The organism is Streptomyces liliifuscus, from assembly GCF_016598615.1.
Taxonomy (GTDB): domain Bacteria; phylum Actinomycetota; class Actinomycetes; order Streptomycetales; family Streptomycetaceae; genus Streptomyces; species Streptomyces liliifuscus.
Window position 1 is genome coordinate 3,619,315 of sequence record NZ_CP066831.1, and the last position, 26,468, is coordinate 3,645,782.

The following is a 26,468-nucleotide window of genomic DNA, read 5'->3' on the forward strand; positions in this document are numbered from 1 at the left end:
GGGTGGGACGGGCGAAGTGGGGGAAGAGCAAAGGAAGTTGCCCCCCACAGGCACCACCAGCACCCGTCCCCCCACCGCACGGAGGAACCACCATGCTGCGCGGCATCGACGTAAGCGCCTACCAGTCGTCCTCGTACAGCACCGAAGGCGTTTCCTTCGTCTTCGTCAAGGCCACCGAAGGCCGCACATACGTCAACCCGAAGCTGAGCGCGCAGACGAAGCGGGCGCGTGACGCCGGCTGCGTGGTCGGCTTCTACCACTTCCTCTGGCCGGGCAACCTCACGGCCCAGGCCGAGTACTTCGTCGGCAAGGCCCCCGAAAAGGCCGGCGACATCCTCGCCGTCGACTGGGAGACAACAGGCGACGGCACCCACGCCTCGAACGCCGAAAAAGACCGCTTCATCCGCAAGGTGAAGGAACTCCGACCGAATCACCGGGTCGTGCTCTATTGCAATCGGAATTACTGGCTGAATGTCGACGACACCTCATATGCCGGTGACGGCCTCTGGATCGCCGACTACGTCACCGCGGGCAAACCACGGATCCAGGCCAAGTGGCGCTTCCACCAGTACACCGACGACCCGCTGGACAAGAACGTGGCGCGGTTCGACACCCTCGCCGACCTGCGGGAATGGGCGACCCCGTAGGCTGCCGCGCATGGGCGGGACAGTGGCTGCGGTCAGCAGCAGCGGTGAGTATTCGTTCTCCAAGCCGAATCGGGACGGCATCACGTTGCTTGCCGGGCTCGGGGTGGAGGGGGATGTGCATGCCGGGGTGACGGTGAAGCACCGGTTCCGGATGGAGAAGGATCCTTCTCAGGTGAATCTGCGGCAGGTGCACCTCATTCACGAGGAGTTGTTCGACGAGGTGCGGGAGGCCGGGTTCGAGGTCGCGGCCGGGCAGCTCGGGGAGAACGTCACCACCCGGGGTATCGATCTGCTGGGGCTGCCGACCGGGACGCTGCTGCGGGTCGGGGACGAGGCCGTGGTCGAGGTCACCGGGCTGCGGAATCCGTGTGCGCAGATCGACGGCTTCCAAAAAGGGCTGATGAAGCAGGTCGTCGGGCGGGACCAGGACGGGACCGTCCGGTTCCGGGCCGGGGTCATGAGTGTCGTCGTCACGGGTGGTGTGGTGCGGCCCGGTGACCCGGTCGAGGTCGAGTTGCCGGACGGGCCGCACCTGCCCCTGCAGATCGTCTGAGCGGGGCGCCGGAGCGCTGCCGCCGGAGCCCTACGCCCGGAAGTCCGCCGAGCGCTCCCGTGGGGCCTCCGCGAGGGCCTTTGTCACTGCGGTGACGCCTTCCTGGAGGCCGTAGACCGGGGTGCCGGGCTGTTGGCGCCAGGAGTCGTCGAGGGTGCCCGCGTCGACCGTGTCGAAGCCGAGTTCGTCGATGAGGTCGCGGACGACCTGCTTGGCGGACGCGTCGTCGGCGGCGACCGGGAGGGCGATGCGGTCCGGGGCTCCGGCCGGGCGGTGGCGGTCGAGGAGGTCCTGGGCGTACGTGCCGTTGAAGGCCTTGACGACCGTGTGGCCGAGCTGCCGGGCCGTCCAGCGGCTCTCCGTCAGGCCCTCGTCCTCGATCCCGGCGATCTTGCCGTCCCGCTGCCGCGGGTAGTAGTTGCCGGTGTCGACGACGACGGCTCCGTCGGCGGCCTCGTCGAAGAGCCCCGACGGCAGGCCCGGGACCGCCTTCAGGGGCACCGTGACAACGACGAGTTCGGCGCCGTGTGCCGCCTCCGCGACCGGGACGGGCGTCGCGCCGGTCTCCTCGGCCAGTGCGGTGAGGGTCTCCGGACCCCGGGAGTTGGCGACGGACACCTCGTGGCCGAGGGCGGTGAGCCGCCGGGTGAGGTTGCCGCCGATGTTGCCCGCTCCGATGATGCCGATCTTCATGGCTCGCGCGCCCTTCCGGGGGTCGATGACTCCGATGTGGAGCACCAACCTCCGGGGCAAGCGGGCTATTCCGGGCCATCACCCGAAAGGCCGCACAGCGTTTCCAGCGTCCGGAAACCGCCGTCCCGGCCGTCGGGTGGCCGGTCGCAGACCGCATGACGGGCGCGCACCGCATGCCAAAGGGCGCCCCCGCCCGTCCGGCGGGAGCGCCCCTCGCGTCGGGCTACTTGTTCAGGTGGGACCAGAACTCGTCGAACGACAGCAGCTTGTCGCCGTTGAGGTCCTGGGAGGCGATCACGGCCTCGGCCACCGACTCGGTGACGTTCCAGTCGCCGCCCTGGGCCAGGGCCTTCTTGAACTCGGCGGCGGTGACGTAGCCGTCCCCGTCCACGTCGATGCGCTCGAACGCCTTGCGTGCTTCCTCGATGTCCGCCACCGGACCCGCCCCTTCTGATGTGCCGTACTTGCCGAGGTCAGATTAACTGGCCGGTCGGGCACTCAGCGCGGCGACCACCCACGCGAACTCCTCCCGGTGAGTCGGCAGCGGCTCGGTCCCCCGTACGAGCGCGAGCAGTTCCCGGAAGCGGGCGAGTTCGGCCTGGCTCGCCGACACCATGCGTTCCAGTACGGCGGCCCTGTCGGCGTCGCCGAGCAGTTCGGCCAGGACCGTGTCGGCCTCCGGGGCGTCCGGCGCGAGGCCCCGCTCCCGTGCCTCGCCGGCCAGCTGCACCAGGCGGCTCATGAACCACAGGGACGTACCGGCCGGCACGTCCGGCCCCCGGTCCGCGGCGTTGAATTCGACCATCCTCCGCATCTGCGCGCGAAAACCCGTGTCCTGCATCAGTTCGGCGAGCTCCACCCAGGCGTCCACCTGCTCGGTCGTGGGATCGTCGGGCAGGTCGGGCACGCCGAAGCGCAGCCGGGTGCGGATGTCGGGGTCCGCGGTGTCGAGGCCGTCGAAGGTCTCCGCCATGAAGTCGTCGACGATGTGCTTGCGCTCGGCGGCCGACAGCCGCGCCAGTCTGTTCATCAGGGTCGTCTCCTCCGCGGTCGAACCGCGTCGCGCCACGGTCGACAGCACCGCCCGGGTCACCCTCAGCGACCTGATCTGCGCGTCCAGGGCCGCCACATGCGTGGCCGCCACCTCCGCGACCGTCGTCTCGCCGGCCACCACCCGGCGTACGTCGTCCAGGCCGAGGCCCAGCTCCCGCAGCGTACGGATGAGTTCGAGGCGGGCCACGGCCCCGGCGTCGTACAGCCGGTAGCCGCCCTCGGAGCGGGTCACGGGCGGCAGGGCGCCCGCGTCCGACCAGTAGCGGATGGTGCGCACCGGCAGTCCGGTGCTCCGGGAGAGCTGCCCGATGGTGAGCAGCCCGGTGCCGTCGTCGATCATGGGGTGGAGTCTGGGCCTTCCAGTGGGTGGAGACTCAAGTGACGGGCGAGGGAAGGGGCGGCGTGGTGGCCGGCACTCTGCGGGACATTCTCGACGCGGCGGCGCGCGGAGTCTTTCCGCCGCCCGACGGTGGTACGACGGTCGTGCCGCAGCACGCCCACCGGGACGCCGGGGTCATCGCCTTCACCGCGCACTCCGTCGTCTTCACCGACGAGGGGGAGGGCTGGGTTCGCGAAACGCTGGCCGGGGCCGACTGCGATCCGCTCGCAGCGACCATGAACCCGCGCTTCCTGGCGGCGTTCATGGAGCGTACGGGGCGTACGACGGACACCATCGACCTGCTGACGGTCGCCGCGCCGCTGTCCGGCCCGCCGCCGCTGAGGCTGACGGAACTCGACGATCCCGGCCATCCCCGGGTCGCCCGGGCCCGCAAGCGGCGGGACGACGTGCGGGTGTGGGCCGCCGACGGAGGCGTACTCGTCCTGGGGCGTGGGGTCGCGGGACGGCTGGAGGCCGCGATCGAGGTCGCCGAGGAGGTACGGCACCGGGGGCTGGGGCGCGCGCTCGCGGTGGCGGCGCGACATCTGGGCGGGGGCGAGCCGGTCTGGGCGCAGCAGGCCGCCGGGAACGCCCGCAGCGTACGGGCCTTCCAGGCGGCCGGGTTCCGCCCGGTCGGGGCGGAGGCACTGCTCGTCGCCCGCTAGGGCCTGTCTGACAATTCCCGTCGTCGCCCGGAGGGCGGCCTCGCGGCGTCAGGTGCGTACTCTCGGCGCGCCGGGCGTAGATCCGCGTACTGGACGTACTCGGGTCTACGCCCGGTGCGGCGAGAGTGCATGCATGGCGTCGCGAGGCAGGCAGGAATTGTCAGACAGGCCCTAGGCGGGAGCCGCGGGCCTGTTTCGGACGTCGGGGCGGAGGCCGGGGCTCAGTGCCAGGGATCAGCGCCGGGCTCGGTGCAGGGGTTCAGTGCCAGGGGCAGGAGTTCAGTGCCAGGGCTCGTAGTGCGGGTTGCTCTCGCAGTCGCTCATGATCTCGGTCTTGGTCTTCTTGTCGACCGGACAGACGCCGATGATGTACTTCCGCTCGATACCGCCGGGGAAGGCGACCTCGACCTGGTCGGCCCACTTGTGGGTGTCGCCGATGGTCTTGTTGACGTCCACACCGCCGGGGGCGTCGATGTAGTAGTTGTAGCCGCTCTTCCACCAGGTCTTGTAGAGGTCGTGGTCGTACGTCGTGGAGACGTACGGGGAGGGCTGGTTGACCAGGACGTACTGCTCGATGTCGTACTGGCCGTTGATGACGTCCTTGGGGTGGAGGCCCTGCTCGAAGACGACCGAGGGGCCGCGGCCGTCGCTGCGGTAGAGCGTGCCGCAGGTCTTGCGCCAGACAGGCTCGGGCGTGATGCGGTCGACGTCCACGCGGCGGTCCGCGGCGGCGTGGACGGGGTCGGCGAACTGGGGACAGGTGGGGGCGGCGGCCTTCGCGGCGAAGGGTGCCTTTGCGGGAGCGGGACCGGAGGCGGGAGCCGGGGCGAGAGCGGGAGCCGGGGCCGGGAGCGTCGCGGCGGACGTTGCGAGGACGGCCGTCAGGGACAGGACGACGGCAGCGGCCCGCCGCCGCAGGCGAGTTGTGATCATGGAGAGCACGATCTCGGTTCTGCGGGTGCGGGCCGTGGATCTTCACTCGTACGGCGGCGTGCCGTAGCGGGGCGTTGCCTCGGCCCTGTGGTGAAAGGTGGCGATCGGCTCCGCCGGAGGGGTGGGGCGGGTCGCTGACGCGCGGATCTCGCCCCCGCCGCCCCTACCCATTCCCGTCACTTACTCAGGGGCTCCGCCCCCGAACCCCCAAAAGACTGCGCAGTTCCCCGCGCCCCTGGGTATTTCAGCCTCTCCGGCGTTTGAGGAGCGGGGGTTCGGGGGCCGGCCCCCGAAAGGGACGGGAATGGGTAGGGGCGGCGGGGGCGAGAAAACCTAGCGGTCCGCCACCCTCATTTCGAACCAGGTTGTTTTGCCGCGGGGCAAGAGGTCGACGCCCCAGCGGTCGGAGAGTTTGTCGACGAGGAAGAGGCCTCGGCCGCTCACGTCCATTTCCTGGACCGGCATGAGGCAGGGGAGACCACGGGACGGGTCCCGCACCTCGACCCGGATCCACCCCCGGCGGCGCCGCATACGGAGCCCGAACACCCGCGCCCCCGTATGCCGCACGGCATTGCCCACCAACTCCGAAACGAGTAGGACCGCGTCCTCGGTCATCTTCGGCGAGAGCCCCCAGTGACGCAGAACCACGACCTGGGTCAGCCGACGCGCGGCGGCCGCGGACTCGGGCCGGGAGGGCAACGGCACCTCCCCCTCGGTCGGATTGCCGAACAACTCCAGCGCCTTGAGCGCGTGTTCGTCCTCGACCGCGGGCGACCAGCGCGCCGCGGTCGCACTCCCGTGCCGCCGCGGCTGTTCGATACCCTCCAGCCCCGCCATGCCCCCATCATGGCCGCCCAGAGGCCTCGTTGGGGGCGTTCCGGAGGAATACGCCCCCCGGAACCCCCCATTCCGCGCGATTCGATCGGCATATGCCAGCGGCAGTTCGGGCGCGACCGCAGCCCATCTGGCCTGCGATAACAGCCTCGTTCGGGGCAATCGCCCGCCGCACCCGACAAGGAAGCCTTAAGGTTGCCTTAAGGCTCGGATAAACCGCCCCTTCGAGGGACGCGGGTAAGACATCGCGTCAACTGCAAGTGGATCAGCGGAATTCGGCGGGTGACTTTCAAGTCACCCGCGACCCCTTGCCACCGGCCCTCGCAACGGACGTCAGAGGAACTTGGCCTTGCCCGGGCCCTCCTCCACGAAGCTCTTCATCCCCCGCTCCCGGTCCTCGGTGGCGAACAGCCCCGCGAACCAGTTGCGTTCGATCGCGAGCCCGGTCTCGATGTCCGTCTCCAGACCCGCGTCGATGGACTCCTTGGCGGCGCGCAGCGCGAGCGCCGGGCCCTGCGCCAGTTTCGCGGCCCACGCGTGCGCCTCGGCGTACACCTCGTCGGCCGGTACGACCCGGTCCACCAGGCCGAGGGACAGGGCCTCGTCGGCCTTGACCATGCGGCCGGTGAAGATGAGGTCCTTGGCCTTGGAGGGGCCGATCAGACGGGACAGGCGCTGGGTGCCGCCCGCGCCCGGGATCAGCCCGAGCAGGATCTCCGGCTGGCCCAGCTTGGCGTTCTCCGCGGCGATGCGGAAGTCGGCGCAGAGCGCCAACTCGCAGCCCCCGCCCAGCGCGTAACCCGTGACCGCGGCGACGACCGGCTTGGGGATGCGGGTCACGGCGGTGAAGGAGTCCTGCAGGGCACGGGAGCGTACGACCATCGCCGTATGGTCCATGGCCTGCATCTCCTTGATGTCCGCGCCCGCCGCGAACACCTTCTCGCCGCCGTAGAGGATCACCGCGCGCACGTCCTCGCGGCGCGCGGCCTCCTCGGCGAGCTCCTTGAGACGGTCCTGCGTGGCGACGTCCAGCGCGTTCATGGGCGGGCGGTCGAGACGGATCGTGCCGACACCTTCGGCGACTTCGAGATGCACAGTCATGAAGGCAGGTTAACGGGGGCTAACGGCGACGGCCCCGGTGTGCTGCGTCACAGAGGAGCAGCACACCGGGGCCGTACGAGCCGCGACAGGGCGGGCCGGGAGAAGCGCGGTCAGTGCCACCCCCGCGCCCGGTCCGTCACGCCTTCCACTTCTCCCACGACATGTTCCAGCCGTTGAGCCCGTTGTCCGGGGCCACGACGCGGTCGTTGGAGTTCTTCACGACCACCACGTCACCGACGATGGAGCGGTCGAAGAACCACGCGGCCGGCGCGCCGCGGTCGCCGCCGCCGCGCTGGTCGCGCAGGCCGATGCAGCCGTGGCTGGCGTTGTAGTTGCCGAAGGCGTCGCCGCCCCAGTAGTTGCCGTGGATGAAGGTGCCCGACGTGGTCAGACGCATCGCGTCCGGCACGTCCTTGATGTCGTACTCGCCGCCGTACCCGACGGTCTCGCCGTTCATCCGGGTCACCCGGAGGCGCTCGGTGATGACCATCTGGCCGTTCCAGGTCTCGTAGCCGGGCTTGCCCGTCGTGACCGGGATGGTCTTGATGACCTTGCCGTCGCGCTTGACGGTCATCTTCTTGGTCTTGACGTCGACGGTGGAGACCTGGCTGCGGCCTATCGTGAACTTCACGGTCTTGGCCTGCTCGCCGTAGACACCGGGCCTGCCCTCGACGCCGTCGAGGTTGAGCTTCACGGTGACCTTCGTACCGGGCTTCCAGTACTTCTCCGGGCGGAAGTCGAGGCGGTCGTTGCCGAACCAGTGGCCCTCGACGTCGACCGCCGGCTCGGTCTTGATGTCTATCGCCTTCTCGACGTCCTCGGGGTGTGTGATCCCCCGCGTGAAGTTGACCGAGAAGGACATCCCGACGCCGACCTTCGAGCCGTCCTCCGGCGTGAAGATGCCGACGAACGTGTTCTTCGGGGTCAGCGTGGTGAACGCCGACTCCTCCGCCGCCTCACGGCCCTCGGAGTCCTTGGCCACCGCGTGGACCTTGTACTTGGTGGACGCCGCGAGGTGCGTGGCGGGCGTCCAGGTCGTGCCCCCGTCGGTGATCTTCCCCTCGACCGGGTTGCCCTTGGTGTCCTCGACCTCGACCTCGGTCAGCTTGCCCTTGGCGGCGGTCACCTTGAGCGCGCCGCTGGTCTTCACTCCGTCGGCGCCGTCCTTCGGGGCCACGGTCACGACCGCCTGCGAGACCTTGGTGTCCGCCTGGCCGGAGTCCTTGTCCCCGCCCTTCCCCGAGCCGGACCCGGAATCCGAGTCCCCTCCCCCGCCGCAGGCGGTCACGACGAGCATCAGGGTCCCCAGCGCGAGCGCCAGAGCCCCCTTTCCACGCCGTGTCCGCGCGCCAACCGACGCCCCCGATATCGGTCGCCCGTTCAAGTTCGTTCTCCCCTCGCACGGCCTGATCAAGGCCCGCACTGCCCATCGATGGTCGCCCCGTGACGCCTGGGCCCATGGCGGGAGCCCGCAGCTCACAGCCGCGTCCCACGCGTGTATCGCGCTAATTAATCACACCGCCAGGAGCGTTGGTCTCCTGGGATTGTCACTGTTCCGTCCCAACTTCAACAGCCCGCGGCACCAAGGGCGTACGTCTTGTCCGTACCCCTATGTCCGGCTACTTCACCGCGGAGCCCGCTTTCCAGGCCTTCCAACCCATGTTCCACCCGCCGAGGCCGTTGTCAGGAGCGACCTTCTTGTCATTGCTGTTGACGACTTCCACGACGTCACCGATGAGGCTGCGGTCGAAGAACCAGCCCGCCGGGGTCGCGGAGCTGCCGCCCTTCACATCGCGCAGGCCCACGCAGCCGTGGCTGACATTGGCGGTGCCGAAGACGCCCTGCGCCCAGTAGTTGCCGTGCAGGAAGGTCCCGGAGGTGGTGAGGCGCAGCGCGTGCGGCACGTCGGGGATGTCGTACTCGCCCTTGCCGTCGGCGTCGGTGAAGCCGACCGTCGCGCCGTTCATCCGGGTCACCTCAAGCATCTCCGTGATCACCATCTTCCCGTTGTACGTCGTGCTCTTGGGGGCGCCCGCGGTGATCGGCACAGTGGAGAGGACCTCGCCGTCGCGGCGGACCTCCATGGTGTGGGCGGCGGCGTCGACGAGGCTGACCTGGCTGCGGCCGACCGTGAACGAGAAGGTCTTGTACTGCAGCCCGTACACGCCCGGGGCCGCCTCGACGTCGCGCAGCCGCAGGGCGACGGTGACCTCGGTGCCCGGCTTCCAGTACTCCTCGGGCCGGAAGTCCAGGCGCTTGTCGCCGAACCAGTGCGGGGCGATCTCCACCTCCGGCACGGAGGTCACCCGGACGGCGCGCTCGACCGCCGCGCGGTTCTCGATCACACGGTTGAAGTCCAGCGAAACGATCATCCCGGTGCCGACCGTGGAGCGGTTCTCGGGCATCACGTATCCGATGAAGCGCTCGTCGGGGACGAACGTCGTGAACGTCGCGTGCCGGGCCACCCGCCGGCCGTGGCCGTCGAGCGCGACCGCGTCGACCGAGTACTTGGCGGCCAGGGCGAGTTTGGGGTCGTCGGGGCGCCAGGTCATGCCGTCCTCGGCGATCCGGCCCGGCACCGGGAAGTCCTGAGCGTCCTGGGACCTGACGACCTTCACCGACTCCAGGCGCCCGGCCGGCACCCGTACCCGCAGGCTCTCCTCGGGGCGTACGGCCTTGCTGCCGTCGTCCGGCGAGACACGGATCGTGGTCTCGGGCGAACGGGGCTTGCCGAGCACCTTGTCCACGCCGTGCGAGGTGCATCCCGCGGCTCCGGCCAGCAGCCCGGCCCATGTCAGTACGGCGGCCAGCGCGGCCCCTGCGCGCGCCGCGCGCGTCTGTGCGTGCATCACGTGGGGCCCAACGACCAACCGGCCCCGGGGAAGTGGGGGACGCCTCATCCGCCCGAGGCCGGTGAGCCCTCTCCTGGGGAAACGTGAGTGCGAGCCCGGCGCTGGGCAGAACAGTGGGAAGGACGACGCGACGGGGAGCCGTGGCCGGGACGCCATGGGCATCTCCGCGCGTCGCTCCCATCGAGCCGCAGGAGGCCGTGAGGTGTCGAGCGCAGCCGAGCAGGAGGCAGTGCAGGAGGGGCGCGCCCCGGGCGCCGGGCTGCCCGCGCAGCCCGCCCCCGTGCTGAACGGCAGTCCGCGCGTCGCGCCGGCCGTCCCCGTGTGGCCCGGTGCGCCGACCCCGCTCGGGGCGCGCTTCAGGACCGGGCCCGACGGCGTCTCGGGCACCAACTTCGCGCTGTGGGCGGGCGGTGCGGAGTCCGTCGAGCTGTGCCTCTTCGACTACGACGGCGGCTCCGGAGCCGCCTCGGGAGACGCGGGCGGCACGGACGGCGCGAGCACCGAGATCCGGGTGCCCCTCACCGAGCTGACCCACGAGATCTGGCACGGCTTCGTGCCCGGCGTACGGCCCGGGCAGCGGTACGGCTTCCGGGTGCATGGCCGCTGGGACCCGTGGACCGGCGCCCGCTGGAACCCCGCGAAGCTGCTCCTCGATCCGTACGCCCGTGCCGTGGACGGCGACTTCACGCTGCCGCCGGAGGTGTACGGGCATGTGCGCGACTGGCCCCAGCAGCAGGTCGCGGACACCGTGCGCGACGACCGGGACTCCGCCGCGTACGTCCCCAAGGGGGTCGTCGTCCACGACGACGCGCCGGACGACGAGTGGACGGACGACCGCCGCCCGAAGACGCCCTGGGCGGACTCGGTCATCTACGAGCTGCATGTGCGCGGCTTCACGAAGCTGCACCCGGACATCCCGGAGGAACTGCGGGGCACGTACGCGGGGCTGGCGCACCCGGCGGCGATCGAGCACCTGGTGAAGCTGGGTGTGACGGCGGTTGAGCTACTGCCGGTGCACCAGTTCGCGCACGAGGACCATCTGCTGCGCCGGGGCATGAAGAACTACTGGGGCTACAACTCGATCGGCTACTTCGCGCCGCACGCCGGGTACGCGGCCTCGGGGACGACCGGCCAGCAGGTCGGCGAGTTCAAGAGCATGGTGCGCGCGCTGCACGCCGCCGGTATCGAGGTCATCCTCGACGTGGTCTACAACCACACGGCGGAGGCGGGCGAGCTGGGCCCGACGCTGTCGCTGCGCGGCATCGACAACCGCGGCTACTACCGGCTGCAGAGCGACGCCCGGCGGTACACGGACTACACGGGCTGCGGCAACACCCTGCACGTCGTACAGCCGCATGTGCTGCGCCTGATCACGGACTCGCTGCGCTACTGGGTGACGGAGATGGGGGTGGACGGCTTCCGGTTCGACCTGGCGGCGGCGCTGGCCCGTTCCATGCACGACGTCGACATGCTGTCCCCGTTCCTGGCGGTGATCGCGCAGGACCCGGTGCTGCGAAGGGTGAAGCTGATCGCGGAACCATGGGATGTCGGCTCGGGCGGCTACCAGGTGGGCGCCTTCCCTCCCCTGTGGACCGAGTGGAACGACCGCTACCGCAACGCCGTACGGGACTTCTGGCGGGGCGCGCTGCCGGACGTACGGGATCTCGGCTACCGGCTGTCGGGGTCGAGCGACCTGTACGCGTGGGGCGGGCGGCGGCCCTACGCCTCGGTGAACTTCGTGACGGCCCACGACGGCTTCACCCTGCGGGACCTGGTGTCGTACGAGCGCAAGCACAACGAGGCCAACGGCGAGGGCAACCGGGACGGCACCGACGACAACCGCGCCTGGAACTGCGGCACGGAGGGCGAGACGGAGGACGCCCGTGTACGGGGCCTGCGGCGCCGTCAGCTGCGCAACCTGGTCACCACCCTGCTGCTGTCCACGGGCGTGCCGATGCTGGTCGCGGGGGACGAGCTCGGGCGGACCCAGGGGGGCAACAACAACGCGTACTGCCAGGACAACGAGATCAGCTGGATCGACTGGACCCTGCTCGACGACCCCGACTGGCGGGCCCTCTTCGACCTGACCGCCCGTCTGATCGCCCTCCGCCACGCCCATCCCGTGCTGCGGCGGCGGGCCTTCTTCTCCGGCCGCGCCCACTCGGCCGACGGGCTGCGCGACCTGGCGTGGTTCACGGCCCGGGGCGCGGAGATGACGGAACGGGACTGGTACGCGCCCGCGGCGACGCTCGGCATGTATCTGTCCGGGCGGGACATTCCCGGCCGGGACGCGCGGGGTGTGCCGGTGACGGACGACAGCTTCCTGGCCGTGCTGCACGCGGGGGACCGGCCCGCGGGCTTCGTCCTGCCGGGGCCGCCGTGGGCCGAGGCGTACGAGGTTGTCGTCGACACGTCGCGGGAGGAGCAGGTGGCTCCGCCGGGGGTGGTGCACCGGGCGGGGGCGGCGATCACCGTGCCGGCGCGGGCTGTTCTGTTGCTGCGGGTGGCGGGGTAGGGCCTTTTTTCGCCCCCGCCGCCCCTACCCATTCCCGTCCCTTACTCAGGGGCTCCGCCCCCGAACCCCCAAAAAGACCAAAAGACTGCGCAGTTCCCCGCGCCCCTTTAAGGGGCGCGGGGAACTGCGCTACCAGCCACAACGCACCCGCACCCGACCGGATCAGCCCAGGATTCCCCGCTCGTACGCCACCGCCACCGCCGCCGCTCGGTCCTTGACGCCCAACTTGGTGTAGAGGTGGGTCAGGTGGGTCTTCACGGTCGCCTCGCTGATGAAGAGTTCGCGGGCGATCTCGCGGTTCGAGGTGCCTTTGGCGACCAGGGCGAGGACCTCGCGTTCGCGGGCGGAGAGCGGCTCGTTGCCGGGGGCCCTGGGCGTGCGGACCGCGGAGACCAGCCGGGAGGCCACGGCCGGGGAGAGGACCGTACGGCCCTGGGCGGCCGCCCGCACGGCGGTGAACAGCTCGTCGCGGGGCGCGTCCTTGAGGAGGTACCCCGTCGCGCCCGCCTCGATCGCGGGGATCGTGTCGGAGTCGGTGTCGTACGTCGTCAGGACGAGGACCTTGGCGCGGGCGCCCGCGCGGGTGAGGTGCGCGATCGCCTCGACCCCGCCGCCGCCCGGCATGCGCAGGTCCATCAGGATCACGTCGGGGTCGAGCGCGGCGGCCTTCTCGACCGCCTCGACGCCGTTCGACGCCTCGCCCAGTACGCGGAATCCGGGCTCGGACTCGAACATGCCGCGCAGACCGTCCCGTACGACGGGATGGTCGTCCACTACGAGGAGGGAGATCGTCCCCTCACGCGTGCGCTCTTCCGTGCCGTCGTCTGTCGCGTCATCTGTCATGGCGTAGCAACGGTACGCGAGCGGAGAGGGCCGTGCCGTGGCCCGGCTCGGACTCGACCGTGAGGGAGCCCGTGACGCGTTCGGCGCGGGCGCGCATGCCGTCGAGGCCGAAGCCGGCGGCGGTGGAGCGAGCGGGGACGGCGAGCGGGTCGAAGCCGCGGCCGTCGTCGCGGATGTCCAGGATCACCTCGTCGCCGAGGAAGGTCAGGGTGAGGCCGAGGCGGGTGGCGTGGGCGTGCCGGGAGGCGTTGGACAGGGCTTCCTGGGCGATGCGCAGGAGGGTCGCCGAGATCTCCTCGTGGAGCTGCTCGGCGGTGCCGGTGACGGTGAACTCGGCGCGTACGCCCGTCCGTTCGCCCCATTCGGCGACCGTCTTCTTCAGGGCCTCGGGCAGTCCGTCGTTCTCCAGGGCCACGGGGGCGAGGTTCTGCACGGAGCGGCGGGCCTCGCCGAGGCTGTGGCGCGCGAGGGCGGAGGCGCGGTCGAGATGGGTGCGGGCGGTGGTCAGATCGGGGGCGCTCCCGACGACCTGGAGCTGGGCGATGATGCCGGTCAGGCCCTGGGCGATGGTGTCGTGGATCTCGGCGGCGAGGCGCCGGCGTTCGTCGGCGACCCCGGCCTCCCTCGCCTGGACGAGGAGTTGGGCGTGCAGGGCGGCGTTCTCGTCGAGGGCCTGTTGCAGGGCGGTGTTGGTGCGTTCGAGCTCGGCGATGGTCCCGGCCCGCTCGCGGGAGCGCTGCTCCTCCTGCTCGGTGACATGGGCGACGAGTGCCTGGAGGCCGAAGTTGGCGACGAGGAGCGCGGCGAACGCTGCCCACTGGGCCCCGCTCCTGAACGGCAGCCCACCGGCCTGCGCACTGGCCACGGTGACCGCGCTGGCGAACAGCCCGAGCCGCCGCCACAAGCCCGGGATCAGCTCGTCGGCGTCCATGTAACCGGTGGCCGCGTAGAACGCGAAGAACGGGTTGAGCCAGGTGAGCGCGAAGGCGATCGCCCAGCGGACGACGTAGTACGCCGTCCCGGCCCGGGACGGGGTCCTGCCGCGGTTCGCCCGGCGGGAGCGGGTGCCCTGCCACCAGAACTGGAGCGCGAGCCCGGCGGCGACCAGGGCCCCGGCGGCCTGCCACTCCGCGGGGCCGTCCATCAGGTCGGCGGCGACGACCGCGAGGACGGCGCTGATGCCGAGCAGCCCGTACGGCCCCCAGGTGTGCAGCTGCTCCATGCGCCGGTCGAGCTGTGTGTCCGCCGCGGTCATGCACCCAGTCTGCACTCGGTCGCCCACTCCCACCGGAACCACTCGCCTACTCCCACCGGAACCAGCGGGACGCCGCCGCCGTCAGCAGCACGGTCCAGGCCACGAGCACGCCCAGGTGGTCCCAGCCGGGCCAGTCGCCCGCCGCCGCCTGGTTCAGGGCCTCGGCCGCGGCGCCGAACGGGGTGAAGCCGACGACCCGGGCCAGTACGTCGGGCATGGTCTGCACCGGCATCCACACACCCGCGCAGAACATCGCCGGGAAGAACACGGCGGACCCGATGGCGCCCGCGATCTTCGTCGTCCGGGACAGCGCCGAGATCACCGCACCCAGGGCGAGGGCCGCAAGGACGGCCAGGACCAGCGCCAGCGCGTATCCGAAGGGCTGCTCGGGCAGTCGTACGTCGAAGGCGAGGCGGCCGACCGCGAGGGCCAGCAGGGACGACACCAGGGCGGCCCCGCCGTACAGCAGCATCTGCGCGGACAGCAGGGCGGCGGGCCGGACCGGGGTGGTGGACATCCGGCGCAGGATGCCGCGCTCGCGGTAGCCGGTGAGGGTCTGCGGCATCGCCTGCAGACCGCCGACGGTCAGGCCGAGCAGCACGCTCACCGGGACGTAGGCGTCGACCGGGCGCAGCCCGCCGAAGTCCGGGTCGGCGTCCCGGAAGGCGGGGATCGAGCCGAGGATCACCAGCAGCAGGGTCGGGAACCCGAGGATCCAGAAGAGACTGCCGGGTTCCCTGCGGAAGAGGCGGACCTCGCTCTTCAGTACGGCGGGGTTGACGAGGGCCGTCATTCCGAGGGCCGTCTTTCCGAGGGCGGTGTCGCCAGGGGCGGTGTTGCCGAGGGCCGTACTCATGCCGCTGCCTCCTTCGTGGCGTCGTCGGTGTCGCCGTTGGCGCCGTCCTTGGTGGTGTCGTCGGTGGCGTCCTTCGTGAGGTCGAGGAACGCGTCGTCAAGCGTGGCGTCGGTGACGCGGAGTTGGTGGGCCGTGACGTGGGTGCGGGCGAGGAGGGTGATGACGGCGTTGACGGTCTCGTCGGTGCCGGACAGGGTGACGCGGCCGTCCTTGTACTCGACCGAGGCGAGCGCGGGGAGCGCGTTCAGGTCACTGTCGTCCAGCCGGGTGGACGGGGTGAAGCTGATGACGGTGGCGCCCGCCGAGCGGCGGATCAGACCGGCCGGGGTGTCGAGCGCGGCCACCCGGCCCTTGTCGATCACGGCGATCCGGTCGCAGAGCCGTTGCGCCTCCTCCATGAAGTGCGTGACGAGCAGGACGGTGACGCCGTTCGCGCGGATGTCCTCGATGAGCTCCCAGGTGTCGCGGCGGGCCCGTGGATCGAGGCCGGTGGTCAGCTCGTCGAGGACGACGATCCGGGGGTTGCCGATGAGGGCGAGCGCGATGAACAGGCGCTGCTTCTGGCCGCCGGAGAGCTTGGCGAAGCGGGTGGTGAGCTTGTCGGTGAGGCCGAGGCGTTCGGCGAGGGGCCGCCAGTCGAGCGGGCGGGTGTAGAAGGCGGCGTACAGCTCCAGGGCCTCTCGGACGGTGAGTTTGGCCTGCAGCTCGCTCTCCTGGAGCTGCGCGCCGAGCACTCGGCGGGTGGCCGCGTGTTCGGTGACGGGGTCGAGGCCGGTCACCCGGACACGGCCCGCGTCGGGTACGCGCAGGCCCTCGACGCACTCGACGGTGGTGGTCTTGCCCGCGCCGTTCGGGCCGAGGACGCCGAAGATCTCGCCCTCCTCGACCGTGAAGGAGACGCGGTCGACGGCGGGCCTGCCGCCGTAGGACTTGCGCAGATCGCTGACTTCGATCACGGGTGTGGATGCCATGCTCCGAGAGTCCCGCCGCGGCGGGGTCCGCCACATCGGCCGTCGCGCTCGAAGGCGCATCAACCGATCGGTTGATGCCGCCGTACGACCCGGCCGCCCTCGCGCGCACGACGTGCCCCGCCCGCGCGCGCGACCTGCCCTGCCCGCGCGCACGACCCGTCGGACACGCAGGTCGTAGGACCAGCGGCGGATCCGGGACCGGCCAAAACTCGGTGGGCGTTGTCAGTGCCGATCCGTAGGCTCGCGTTGATGCCCACTACACCCGCGCCTGCCGACACCCCCGCCGAGGAAGCCCGAGAAACCCGACCGGCCAGGAGCCGTTCCGCCGTAAGAAGCCTGCTGCGCCTGTGGCCGTACGTGCGGCCCGTGCGCGCCCGGCTCTTCACGGCGGCCGTCGTCGCGGTCCTCGCCTCGTGCACGGGGCTGGTGATTCCGCTCGTTCTGAAGTGGATCGTGGACGGTCCGGTGGCCGACCGGGACACGGGCGGGGTGTGGCTCGGGGCGCTGTATCTGCTGCTGCTCGGGCTCGCCGAGGCGGCGCTCTTCGGGCTGCGGCGGTGGCTCGTGGCCCGGCCGCTGGCCGGGGTCGAGGCGTCGATGCGGGCGGATCTGTACCGGCATCTGCAGCGGCTGCCGGTGGCGTTCCACGACCGTTGGCCCTCGGGGCAGTTGCTGTCGCGCGGCACGACGGATCTGATGCTGCTGCGGATGTTCCTCGCCTTCCCGCTGACGTTCCTGCTGGTCAACGGCGTGACGATTCTGGTGGGCTTCATCATCATGCTGGCCCAGGAGTGGACGCTCGGGCTGGTGCTGCTCGCGCCCGCCGTGCCCGTGATGATCGTCTGCTGGCTCTTCGAGAAGCGGTACTCGAAGGTGGCGCGGCGGGCGCAGGACCAGGTCGGTGATCTGACGACGCTCGTCGAGGAGAGCGTGCTCGGCATCCGGATCATCAAGGGCTTCGGACGCCATCGCAGTCAGGCCCTCGCCTTCCGGGACCTCTCCCGCACCCTGCGCGGCACGGAGCTCGCCAAGGCGCGTCTGCTCGCCTGGATCTTCGCCGCGATCACGATCCTGCCCGAACTCGCCATCGGCGCGGCGCTCGTGCTCGGGACGGTGCAGGTGGCGGACGGCGAGCTGTCCACCGGCACGCTGGTCGCCTTCCTGTCCACGGCTCTCGCGCTGCGCTGGCCCATCGAGTCGATCGGCTTCCTGCTGGCGATGAGCCAGGAGGCGGCGACGGCGACGGAGCGGTACTTCGAGGTGATGGACGCGGAACCGGAGTCCGGCCCGGTCGTCCCGCCTCGGCACGCCGTGGCCGCAGCGGCGGAGGCGAAGACGGGCGCGGCCGTGGGCACCGGCACGGTCGCCACCGCCACCGCCACCGCCACCGCCACCGGCGGACTGCGTTTTCACGCCGTCCGGTTCCGCTACCCGGACGCCCCGGCCGGCTCCGCTCCCGTGCTCGACCGCATCGACCTCCACATCCGCCCCGGCGAGACCATGGCCCTCGTCGGCGGGACCGGCACCGGGAAGACGACGCTCACCGCGCTCGTCCCCCGGCTGCACGAGGTCACGTCAGGCCGGATCACCCTGGACGGCGTGGACATCACGGAGATGTCCCGGGAAACGCTGCGCGCACTCGTGGCCGTCGCCTTCGAGGAGCCGACGCTCTTCTCCGCGAGCGTCGGCGAGAACGTCCTCATGGGCGCCGAGGCCCACGCGGGCGAGACCGAGCTGAACCGTGCCCTGGCCGTCGCACAGGCGGACTTCGTCCACGCGCTGCCGCAGGACACGGACACACAGGTCGGCGAGCAGGGCCTCAGCCTCTCCGGCGGACAGCGCCAACGCCTCGCCCTGGCGCGGGCCGTGGTCGGCAGACCCCGCTTCCTCGTCCTGGACGACCCCCTGTCGGCCCTGGACGTGCACACGGAGGCCCTGGTCGAGGCGGCCCTGCGCCGCGTCCTCGCCGACACGACCGCCCTCGTCGTGGCCCACCGCCCGTCCACGGTCATGCTCGCCGACCGGGTGGCCCTGCTCTCCGAGGGCCGCATCACCGCCGTCGGCACGCATCACGAACTGCTGCGTACGAGCGCGGAGTACGCCTGGCTGATGTCCGGGACGGCAGAGACGACGGCAGCGACGACGACAGCGACGAGCGAGGGGGACAACCGATGACGGCGCCCACGACCACCGCGCCGACCGACGAGGAGGACCGGCCGACACCTCCGCCCAAGGACGGCGACCCCTTCGACCGCGACTCCCTCCCCGCTCCCCCGCGCGCGACGGCCGGCCTCCTGCGCTCCCTGCTCGCGCCGATGAAGGCGCGCGTCGTCCTCGCCGCGGTCCTGCTGCTGCTCCAGCAGGCCGCCGTGCAGGCGGGCCCGCTCCTCGTGGCGTACGCCATCGACCGTGCCGTACCGGCCTTCCGCGGCGACGACCACGGTCCGCTGATCGCCGTGGCGGTCGCCTACGTGCTGGCGTCGGTGGCGGCCGGCACGCTCCAGTACGGCTTCGTCCTCACCTCCGCCCGCGTCAACCAGGACGTCCTGCTCGACCTGCGCGGCAGGATCTTCCGGCACGCGCAGGCGCTCAGCGTCGACTTCCACGAGCGCTACACCTCGGGCCGGCTCATCTCGCGCTCCACGACGGACGTCGAGTCCCTGCGCGAACTGCTCAGCGAGGGCCTCCAGGAACTCATCACCGTCGTCCTGTCGTTCGTCTACATCTCTGCGCTGCTGCTCTGGCTCGACCTGGGCCTCGGCTCGGTCGCCGTGGCCTCGTTCGTGCCGCTGTACCTGCTCATCCGGCTCTACCGGCGCCGCGCCGGACGGATCTACAGCGTCCGCTCGACCGCCATCGCCGCAGTCATCGTGAAGTTCGCGGAGACGATGAACGGCATCCGGCCGGTGCGCGCGTTCCGCCGCGAGGCCGTCAACGACGCGGACTTCCACGTACTCAACAGGCGCCACGAGCGTGTCAACGGCGACGCCATCCTGGAGATGGCCCGCTATGTCATCGGCTCCCGGCTCGTGGCCAACACGGCGGTCGCGGGGATCGTGCTGTGGGGCGCCTACCGGGTGGCGTCGGGCTCGCTGGCGCTGGGCGTGCTGGCCGCCGCGGTGCTGTACCTGCGCCGGCTGTACGACCCGATAGACCGGCTCGGCATGTTCCTCAACTCGTACCAGTCGGCCGCCGCGTCACTGGAGAAGATCGCGGGACTGCTGGCCCAGGTCCCCTCGGTGCCTGAGCCCGCGCGGGCGCGGGCGCTGCCGGAGCTCGTCTCCGAACACCCGGGCCGCGAGGTCGAGTTCATCGACGTCCGCTTCGCGTACCGCACCGGCGGCGAGGTGCTCCCGTCCTTCTCGCTGACCCTTCCGGCGGGCCAGACCGTCGCCGTGGTCGGCTCCACGGGCGCGGGCAAGTCGACGCTCGCCAAGCTGCTGGCCCGCTTCTACGACCCCACGGACGGCCGGGTCCTGCTCGACGGCGTCGACCTGCGCGAGCTCTCGGTGCCCGAACTGCGCCGCGGGGTGGTGATGGTGACGCAGGAGGCCTTCCTCTTCTCGGGCACGGTCGCGGAGAACATCGCCATCGGCCGCCCCGACGCCTCCCGCGAGGACATCGAGCGGGCCGCGAAGGCCATCGGCGCCCACGACTTCATCACCGCCCTGCCGGACGGCTACGACACGGACGTACGCAAGAGGGGTGGCCGTATCTCGGCCGGTCAGCGTCAACTCGTCGCGTTCGCGCGGGCGTTGCTCGCCGATCCGGCGGTCCTGATCCTGGACGAGGCCACCAGCTCGCTGGACGTGCCGGGCGAGCGGGCCGTCCAGCGCGCGATGGACACGGTCCTGCGCGGCCGGACGGCGGTCGTCATCGCCCACCGCCTGTCGACCGTCGAGATCGCCGACCGGGTCCTCGTCATGGAGCACGGCCGCATCGTCGAGGACGGCAGCCCCGCCCAACTCGTCGCGGACACGGGCAGGTTCGCGGATCTGCACCAGGCGTGGCGGGACAGCCTGGTCTAGCGGACACGGGCTTTGGCGGCCCGGAGGCGAACCGAGCGCAACAACAAAAAGGGGTGGAATGGTCGACGCGTACGAGGATCCGGGCACTCCCGACTGTCGTGGTGGAGCGCGGTATCTCTGGTGGCTGGTCGCCAGGCAGCCGGGCCGGGCCGCCGCGGGGGCGCTGCTGGGCACCGTGTGGATGGTGTTCATGGCGCTGACGCCGTATCTGCTGTCCCGTGCGATCGACGACGGCCTCGAACCGGGCGACCAGTCGGCGCTGGCCGCGTGGTCCGCCGCGCTGCTGGGTGTCGGGGTGTTCAACTCCTGGGTGAGCATCATGCGGCACCGCACGATGACCAGGCTCCGGATGGACGCCAACTTCCGGTCGGTCAAGCTCGTGGTGGGGCAGGCGGCCCGGCTGGGCGCCACGCTGTCGCGCCGGACGGGCGCCGGGGAGGTCGTCACCATCGGCGTCGGTGACGTGCAGACGATCAGCCAGTCCCTGACGGTGGTCGGCCCGGGCGTGGGCGCGACCGTCGCCTACGCCGTCGTGGCCGGAGTGCTGCTGTCGATCTCGCTGCCGCTGGCCGCGGTCGTGCTGCTCGGGGTGCCGGTGATAGTCGTACTCGTCGGTCCCCTGATGGGGCGGCTGCGGGGCGCGGAGACGGAGTACCGCGAGCGGCAGAGTGTGCTGACGGCGCGGATCGGCGACCTCGCGGGCGGGCTGCGTGTCCTCAACGGCCTTGGTGGCAAAGGGCTGTTCGCGGACGCCTTCCGCCGTGACTCGCAGCGGCTGCGGGTGCAGGGGTACCGGGTCGGGTCGGTGACCAGCTGGATCCAGGCGCTCGGCGTCGGGCTGCCGACGGTGTTCCTGGCAGTCGTGACCTGGCTGGCGGCCCGGCTCGCCGCCCAAGGGTCCATCACGATCGGCGAGTTGGTGTCCGTGTACGGCTATGTGGCGGTCCTCGTGGCGCCGGTGGCCTTCTTCGTCGAGTGCGGCTACCAGCTCAGCCGGGGCGTGGTGGCCGCCCGGCGCGTCGTACGATTCCTGTCCCTGGAGCCGATGGAGACGGGCCGCACCTCCGTGGACGCGCCGGCCGAACCCTCCGTACTGCACGATCCGCGGTCCGGTGTGCGGGTGACGCCCGGCAGGCTGACCGCGCTGGTCGGCGCCCGTCCGGCGGAGTCCGCCGCCGTGGTCGACCGGCTCGGCCGGTACACCGCGTCGGCGGCGACCTGGGGCGGCGTACGCCTGGACGCGATCGCCCTGCCACAGGTCCGGGCGCGCATCCTGGTCGCTGACAACGAGGCCGACCTGTTCGCGGGCACCCTGCGTGACCTGGTCTCGGGGCGCGGAGATCCCGACGAGGAGACCGTCGCCCGGGCGGTGCACGCGGCCGTGGCGGACGACGTCGTGCTCGGACTGCCGGACGGGCTCGACTCGGCCGTCGACGCGCAGGGCCGCAGCCTCTCCGGAGGCCAGCGGCAGCGCGTACGTCTGGTGCGGGCGCTGCTCGCCGACCCCGAGGTGCTGCTCGCTGTCGAGCCCACCTCGGCGCTGGACGCACACACCGAGGCCGCCGTCGCCGCCCGGCTGCGCGCGGCGCGCTCCGGCCGCACGACGGTCGTGACCAGCACCTCGCCGCTCGTCCTCGACCAGGTGGACACCGTGTACTACCTGGTCGACGGCAAGGCAGCGGCCGTCGGCGGCCATCAGGAACTCCTCGACGGCGAGCCGGGATACCGCGCGCTGGTGGCCCGCGACGCGGACATGGACGGCACGGACGACGTGGACGACATGGACGACGTGGACGACATGGACGACATGGACGGTGTGGGCGTCAAGGACGGCGTGGACCACATGGACTCCGATCAGTCGGGCCTGGCCGCGGGTTCGGATCTGGACGCAGAGGAGGCCGTGCGATGACCGCTCAGCTGCCGGTCGCCGAGCCGGCCGACGTCCGCAGGGCCGCGGGCCGGCTGATCCGCGCGGACGGCCGCGTCTTCGCCGTCGTGCTCGTCCTGAACGCGCTGGCCGCCGCTGCCGGTCTGGTAGGTCCGTGGCTGCTCGGCCGCATCATCGACGAGGTCCGGGCCGGCGGCGGCGTGGCCGTCGTGGACCGGCTCGCACTGGTCATCCTGGTGTGCGCGCTGGGGCAGTTGCTGCTGGCGCGCGCTGCCCGGTACGTGGGGTACCGGTTCGGGGAGCGGACGCTGGCGCGAGTGCGCGAGGAGTTCGTCGAGCGGACACTGACGCTGCCCGCCTCGGTCGTGGAGCGGGCGGGCACGGGCGATCTGACGGCCCGGGGCACCGCGGACGTCTCCGCGGTGGGTACGACCCTGCGCGACGCCGGTCCCGAGCTGCTGATCTCCTCGGTCCAGTGTCTGTTCCTCCTCGGCGCGGTCTTCGCGCTCGACCCGCTGCTCGGCGGCTGCGCGGTGCTCGCCCAGGCCGGTATCTGGCTCGCGCTGCGCTGGTATCTGCGGCGGGCACGCACCGGCTATCTCGCCGAGGGTGCCGCCACGTCGGAGGTCGCCGAGATCCTCACGGCGACCGCGTCCGGCGGGCGTACGGTCGAGGCGTTCGGACTCCAGCGGCGGCGGATCGCCGCGAGCCGGGACGCGCTGGAGACGTCCCGGCGCACCCGGCTGTACACGCTGTACCTGCGGACGGTGTTCTTCGTGACCTTGGAGATCTCGTTCGTACTCCCGGTGGCCGTCGTGCTGCTGGTCGGCGGAGCCCTGCACGAGCGGGGCACGGTGAGCCTGGGCGCCGTCATCGCGGCGGCCCTGTATCTGCGGCAGTTGGAGACACCGCTCGACCAGGTCCTGATGCGGGTGGAGCAACTGCAGGCCAGCAGTGCCTCGTTCGCCCGTGTCGAGGGCCTCGGCCGGGCGCCGCGGGCCGTCCCGTCCGGCTCCCCGGCCCCGGCGGACGACCGGATCGACGTGACGGATGTGCGCTACTCGTACGACCGCGGGGGCGAGGTCCTGCGCGGGGTGGACCTGACCGTGCGGCCCGGGGAACGGCTGGCCGTGGTCGGGCCCTCCGGCGCCGGGAAGACCACCCTGAGCCGGCTGCTGGCGGGCATCGACGCGCCGCGCTCCGGTTCGGTGACGGTCGGCGGGGTGCCGATCGTCGACCTCGATCCGGAGCAACTGCGGCGGCAGGTCGTCCTCGTCACCCAGGAGCACCATGTCTTCCTCGGCACGGTCCGCGACAACCTGCTCATCGCCGAACCGTCCGCCGGTGACACCGAGTTGTGGGCGGCCCTCGCGGCGGTCGGCGCCGACGACTGGGTCCAGGAGTTGCCGGACGGCCTCGACACCGGGCTCGGGCCCGGCAGTCCCCACCGCGCGGACGGCTCGCGGGCGCAGCAACTGGCCCTGGCCCGGGTCGTCTTGGCCGACCCTCACACCCTGATCCTCGACGAGGCGACGGCGCTCCTGGACCCGGCGACGGCGCGCCACACCGAGCGCGCGCTCGTCGCCGTCCTCGAAGGGCGCACCGTCATCGCCATCGCCCACCGCCTGCACACCGCCCATGACGCCGACCGCGTCGCCGTGATGGAGGGCGGCCGCCTGACGGAACTGGGCACCCACGACAGCCTGGTCGCCGCCGACGGCGCGTACGCGGCCCTGTGGCACTCGTGGCACGGCGAGCGACCGGGGCTTCCCGGGCAACGGCCTTCATGAGCCAGGGCCGAGCTCGTGCGGGCCAGGCGCTCGGCAACGAGTCCGTATACCGAACATGACCACCCGGACAACGAACCGTTTCCAGCCAACTTCTTGATGCGCACCTGACAGATAGCGCAATCTCCTGCCACTCTTCCCACGACCACTCCACAGCAACCCCACAACTACTGCTGTGCCGTTGGTGGACCCCCCACGCACGCCCGCACGTGCCCCATGCAAGTGGTTCCGCGTACTGCCTTGTTCTGCCCGGGCGGATCCCAACCGTCCGGTCCCCCCTTGGCCGCGCGATCCGCGATCCGCGGCCACGCAGAAGGAGTCCGTGTTGAGACGCACCTCCCACAGACGCACCTCCCACACTGCAGGCACTTCTCAGACCGTGGGTAGCCCCCGTTCCTCGTTCGCCTCCCGCTCCACCCGGCGCAAGGCCGCCGCCGGCGCGCTGGTCGCCGTCGCCGCCCTGCTCGCCGCGGCCGTCCAGACGGGCGCCGCGACCGCCGACACCAAGCCCGCACCCGGCAAGCTCGACAAGGGCTCGCTGGCCGTCAAGCTCTCCCCCGCCCAGCGCGCGGCGCTGATCCGCGACGCCGACTCGGCGAAGGCCGACACGGCGAAGGAACTCGGCCTGGGCGCCCAGGAGAAGCTCGTCGTCCGCGATGTCGTCAAGGACGCCGACGGTACGGTCCACACGCGCTACGAGCGCACGTACGCCGGACTCCCGGTCCTCGGCGGTGACTTGGTCGTCGACACCGCCAAGTCGGGGAAGACGGAGGGCGTTACGCGCGCGGTGAAGGCCCAGCTCAAGGGCATCACCACCAGCGCGGCCGTGAAGCCCGCCGTCGCCGAGAAGCAGGCCCTGAAGGCCGCCTCGGCGGAGGGCTCGAAGAAGACCGAGGCGGACGGCGCGCGCAAGGTGATCTGGGCGGCCGACGGCACGCCGAGCCTCGCGTACGAGACGGTCGTGGGCGGTCTGCAGCACGACGGGACCCCGAACGAGCTGCACGTCATCACGGACGCGGCCACCGGCAAGAAGCTCTTCGAGTACCAGGGAGTCGAGACCGGCACCGGCAACACCCAGTACAGCGGCTCGGTGACGCTCGGCAGCGCCCAGTCCGGGTCGACGTACAACCTTACGGACACGACGCGCGGCAACCACAGGACGAACAACCTGAACCGCGGTACGTCGGGCACCGGCACGCTCTTCTCCGGCCCGGACGACGTCTGGGGCAACGGGGCCGCGTCGAACCTGGAGACGGCGGGCGCGGACGCCCACTACGGGGCCGCGCTGACCTGGGACTACTACAAGAACGTGCAGGGCCGCAGCGGTATCCGCGGTGACGGCGTCGGCGCGTACTCCCGCGTCCACTACGGCAACAACTACGTCAACGCCTTCTGGCAGGACTCCTGCTTCTGCATGACGTACGGCGACGGCTCGGGCAACGCCAAGCCGCTCACGTCGATCGACGTGGCCGCGCACGAGATGACGCACGGCGTCACCGCCAACACCGCGGGCCTCAACTACAGCGGTGAGTCGGGCGGGTTGAACGAGGCGACCTCCGACATCTTCGCGGCGGCCGTCGAGTTCTACGCCGGCAACGCGCAGGACGTCGGCGACTACCTGGTCGGCGAGAAGATCGACATCAACGGCAACGGGACGCCGCTGCGTTACATGGACAAGCCGAGCAAGGACGGCGCGTCGAAGGACAGTTGGTACTCGGGCATCGGCTCGATCGACGTCCACTACTCCTCGGGCCCGGCGAACCACTGGTTCTACCTGCTGAGCGAGGGCAGCGGCACCAAGACCGTCAACGGCGTCTCGTACGATTCGCCGACCTCCGACGGACTGCCGGTGACCGGGATCGGCCGCGAGAAGGCCGCGCTGATCTGGTTCAAGGCGCTCACCACGAAGTTCACCTCGACGACCAACTACGCGGCGGCCCGCACCGGCACGCTCGCGGTCGCGGGTGAGCTGTACGGCACCACGAGCGCCGAGTACACGGCGGTGCAGAACGCGTGGGCCGGCATCAACGTCGGCGCCCGGCCCGGCGGCGGGGGCGGCGGCACGTCGTTCGAGAGCACGACGCCCGTATCGATTCCGGACAACGGAGCGGCGGTGACGTCGTCGATCACCGTCACCGGCCAGGCCGGCAACGCTCCCACCAACCTGGTCGTCACCCCGAACATCACGCACACGTGGCGCGGTGACCTGGTGGTCGACCTGGTGGCACCGGACGGCACGAGCTACCGTCTCAAGCCCTTCAGTTCCTCGGACTCGGCGGACAACGTCACCGAGCCGTACACGGTGAACGCGTCCTCCGAAGTCGCCAACGGCACCTGGCAGTTGAAGGTCCAGGACCAGGCGGCGCAGGACACCGGCAGGATCAATGGCTGGAAGATCACCTTCCCGCAGGCGTAGCCGACGCGGGCGAGTCCCAGCCGCACGGACTCGCTCAGGCACGCACTCGCATGGCGCCGCCCCGGGGATCCAACTCCCCGGGGCGGCGCCCTTTTGCCGCGTCATTGCCACACCATTGCCGCTGCCTTACGACGCCCTTCCTGACCCTTTACCCGGCCTTTGCGGGCGATCAAGTCCGCAATCCGTACGCGGATCTTCG

21 protein-coding genes are annotated in these 26,468 nt (G+C 71.2%); 9 read left to right on the top strand and 12 right to left on the bottom strand.

The window, feature by feature from the left end; all coding sequences use genetic code 11:
* The first annotated feature begins 92 nt into the window (after positions 1–92).
* Together JEQ17_RS15190 and JEQ17_RS15195 are read left to right on the top strand one after the other, a co-directional pair.
* Positions 93–647, top strand: a complete 555-nt coding sequence (locus JEQ17_RS15190) for a glycoside hydrolase family 25 protein (protein WP_200395758.1) — start codon at positions 93–95, stop codon at positions 645–647.
* Positions 648–657: 10 nt separating this feature from the next.
* Positions 658–1,200 carry an MOSC domain-containing protein gene (locus JEQ17_RS15195; RefSeq protein ID WP_200395759.1) on the top strand — a complete coding sequence of 181 codons (543 nt, stop codon included), beginning with the start codon at positions 658–660 and terminating at the stop codon, positions 1,198–1,200.
* A gap of 30 nt (positions 1,201–1,230) precedes the next feature.
* Here JEQ17_RS15195 and JEQ17_RS15200 read toward each other — a convergent pair whose 3' ends face one another.
* The 3 genes from JEQ17_RS15200 to JEQ17_RS15210 form a co-directional block, all read right to left on the bottom strand.
* Positions 1,231–1,893, bottom strand: coding sequence for an NADPH-dependent F420 reductase (locus JEQ17_RS15200; protein WP_200395760.1), 663 nt, complete (start codon positions 1,891–1,893; stop codon positions 1,231–1,233).
* Positions 1,894–2,116: 223 nt separating this feature from the next.
* Complete coding sequence (locus tag JEQ17_RS15205; protein ID WP_189843688.1) at positions 2,117–2,329, bottom strand: EF-hand domain-containing protein; 213 nt, start codon at positions 2,327–2,329, stop codon at positions 2,117–2,119.
* 42 nt (positions 2,330–2,371) lie between these two features.
* A complete protein-coding gene (locus tag JEQ17_RS15210; protein ID WP_200395761.1) occupies positions 2,372–3,286 on the bottom strand; it encodes a helix-turn-helix domain-containing protein in 915 nt (304 codons plus the stop codon).
* A gap of 65 nt (positions 3,287–3,351) precedes the next feature.
* Here JEQ17_RS15210 and JEQ17_RS15215 point away from each other — a divergent pair, with 65 nt between their 5' ends.
* A complete protein-coding gene (locus tag JEQ17_RS15215) occupies positions 3,352–3,990 on the top strand; it encodes a GNAT family N-acetyltransferase (RefSeq protein ID WP_200401496.1) in 639 nt (212 codons plus the stop codon).
* 279 nt (positions 3,991–4,269) lie between these two features.
* Here the strand turns inward: JEQ17_RS15215 and JEQ17_RS15220 are convergent, their stop codons facing one another.
* The 5 genes from JEQ17_RS15220 to JEQ17_RS15240 form a co-directional block, all read right to left on the bottom strand.
* Positions 4,270–4,923, bottom strand: coding sequence for an ADP-ribosyltransferase (locus tag JEQ17_RS15220; RefSeq protein ID WP_200395762.1), 654 nt, complete (start codon positions 4,921–4,923; stop codon positions 4,270–4,272).
* Positions 4,924–5,256: 333 nt separating this feature from the next.
* Positions 5,257–5,865: an ATP-binding protein gene (locus JEQ17_RS15225; RefSeq protein WP_200401497.1), complete on the bottom strand. Its 609-nt coding sequence runs from the start codon at positions 5,863–5,865 to the stop codon at positions 5,257–5,259.
* Positions 5,866–6,090: 225 nt separating this feature from the next.
* Positions 6,091–6,858 (bottom strand): enoyl-CoA hydratase/isomerase family protein, encoded by a 768-nt coding sequence (locus JEQ17_RS15230; protein WP_200395763.1) that lies wholly within the window; start codon positions 6,856–6,858, stop codon positions 6,091–6,093.
* A gap of 136 nt (positions 6,859–6,994) precedes the next feature.
* The gene (locus tag JEQ17_RS15235; RefSeq protein ID WP_200395764.1) at positions 6,995–8,242 is read right to left on the bottom strand and encodes a L,D-transpeptidase; all 1,248 of its coding nucleotides are present in this window, start codon (positions 8,240–8,242) and stop codon (positions 6,995–6,997) included.
* 235 nt (positions 8,243–8,477) lie between these two features.
* Positions 8,478–9,710, bottom strand: a complete 1,233-nt coding sequence (locus JEQ17_RS15240) for a L,D-transpeptidase (RefSeq protein ID WP_200395765.1) — start codon at positions 9,708–9,710, stop codon at positions 8,478–8,480.
* A 202-nt stretch (positions 9,711–9,912) separates the two neighbouring features.
* On the opposite strand from JEQ17_RS15240, the gene glgX reads away from it, so the two are divergent.
* Positions 9,913–12,225 (top strand): glycogen debranching protein GlgX, encoded by a 2,313-nt coding sequence (gene glgX, locus JEQ17_RS15245; protein ID WP_200395766.1) that lies wholly within the window; start codon positions 9,913–9,915, stop codon positions 12,223–12,225.
* 162 nt (positions 12,226–12,387) lie between these two features.
* Here glgX and JEQ17_RS15250 read toward each other — a convergent pair whose 3' ends face one another.
* Genes JEQ17_RS15250 through JEQ17_RS15265 form a run of 4 tightly spaced genes read right to left on the bottom strand, consistent with a single transcriptional unit; the run spans position 12,388 to position 16,150 of the window.
* Entirely contained in the window at positions 12,388–13,068 is a 681-nt protein-coding gene (locus tag JEQ17_RS15250; RefSeq protein WP_200395767.1) for a response regulator, read from the bottom strand.
* Positions 13,058–14,323, bottom strand: coding sequence for a sensor histidine kinase (locus JEQ17_RS15255; RefSeq protein WP_200395768.1), 1,266 nt, complete (start codon positions 14,321–14,323; stop codon positions 13,058–13,060). Before JEQ17_RS15255 ends, JEQ17_RS15250 begins: the two co-directional genes overlap by 11 nt.
* A 46-nt stretch (positions 14,324–14,369) precedes the next feature.
* Positions 14,370–15,116: an ABC transporter permease gene (locus JEQ17_RS15260; protein ID WP_234048725.1), complete on the bottom strand. Its 747-nt coding sequence runs from the start codon at positions 15,114–15,116 to the stop codon at positions 14,370–14,372.
* Between the two features lie 59 nt (positions 15,117–15,175).
* Positions 15,176–16,150 carry an ABC transporter ATP-binding protein gene (locus JEQ17_RS15265; RefSeq protein WP_200395770.1) on the bottom strand — a complete coding sequence of 325 codons (975 nt, stop codon included), beginning with the start codon at positions 16,148–16,150 and terminating at the stop codon, positions 15,176–15,178.
* Positions 16,151–16,399: 249 nt separating this feature from the next.
* Here JEQ17_RS15265 and JEQ17_RS15270 point away from each other — a divergent pair, with 249 nt between their 5' ends.
* The 5 genes from JEQ17_RS15270 to JEQ17_RS15290 all read left to right on the top strand — a co-directional run bounded on the left by JEQ17_RS15270 (position 16,400) and on the right by JEQ17_RS15290 (position 26,269).
* Entirely contained in the window at positions 16,400–18,325 is a 1,926-nt protein-coding gene (locus JEQ17_RS15270; protein ID WP_200395771.1) for an ABC transporter ATP-binding protein, read from the top strand.
* Positions 18,322–20,178, top strand: coding sequence for an ABC transporter ATP-binding protein (locus tag JEQ17_RS15275; RefSeq protein ID WP_200395772.1), 1,857 nt, complete (start codon positions 18,322–18,324; stop codon positions 20,176–20,178). The genes JEQ17_RS15270 and JEQ17_RS15275 overlap by 4 nt, the downstream gene beginning before the upstream one ends.
* 58 nt (positions 20,179–20,236) lie before the next feature.
* Complete coding sequence (locus JEQ17_RS15280; protein ID WP_200395773.1) at positions 20,237–22,087, top strand: ABC transporter transmembrane domain-containing protein; 1,851 nt, start codon at positions 20,237–20,239, stop codon at positions 22,085–22,087.
* Positions 22,084–23,856 carry an ABC transporter ATP-binding protein gene (locus JEQ17_RS15285; protein WP_200395774.1) on the top strand — a complete coding sequence of 591 codons (1,773 nt, stop codon included), beginning with the start codon at positions 22,084–22,086 and terminating at the stop codon, positions 23,854–23,856. Before JEQ17_RS15280 ends, JEQ17_RS15285 begins: the two co-directional genes overlap by 4 nt.
* A gap of 376 nt (positions 23,857–24,232) precedes the next feature.
* A complete protein-coding gene (locus tag JEQ17_RS15290) occupies positions 24,233–26,269 on the top strand; it encodes a M4 family metallopeptidase (protein ID WP_234048209.1) in 2,037 nt (678 codons plus the stop codon).
* Positions 26,270–26,468 lie beyond the last annotated feature (199 nt).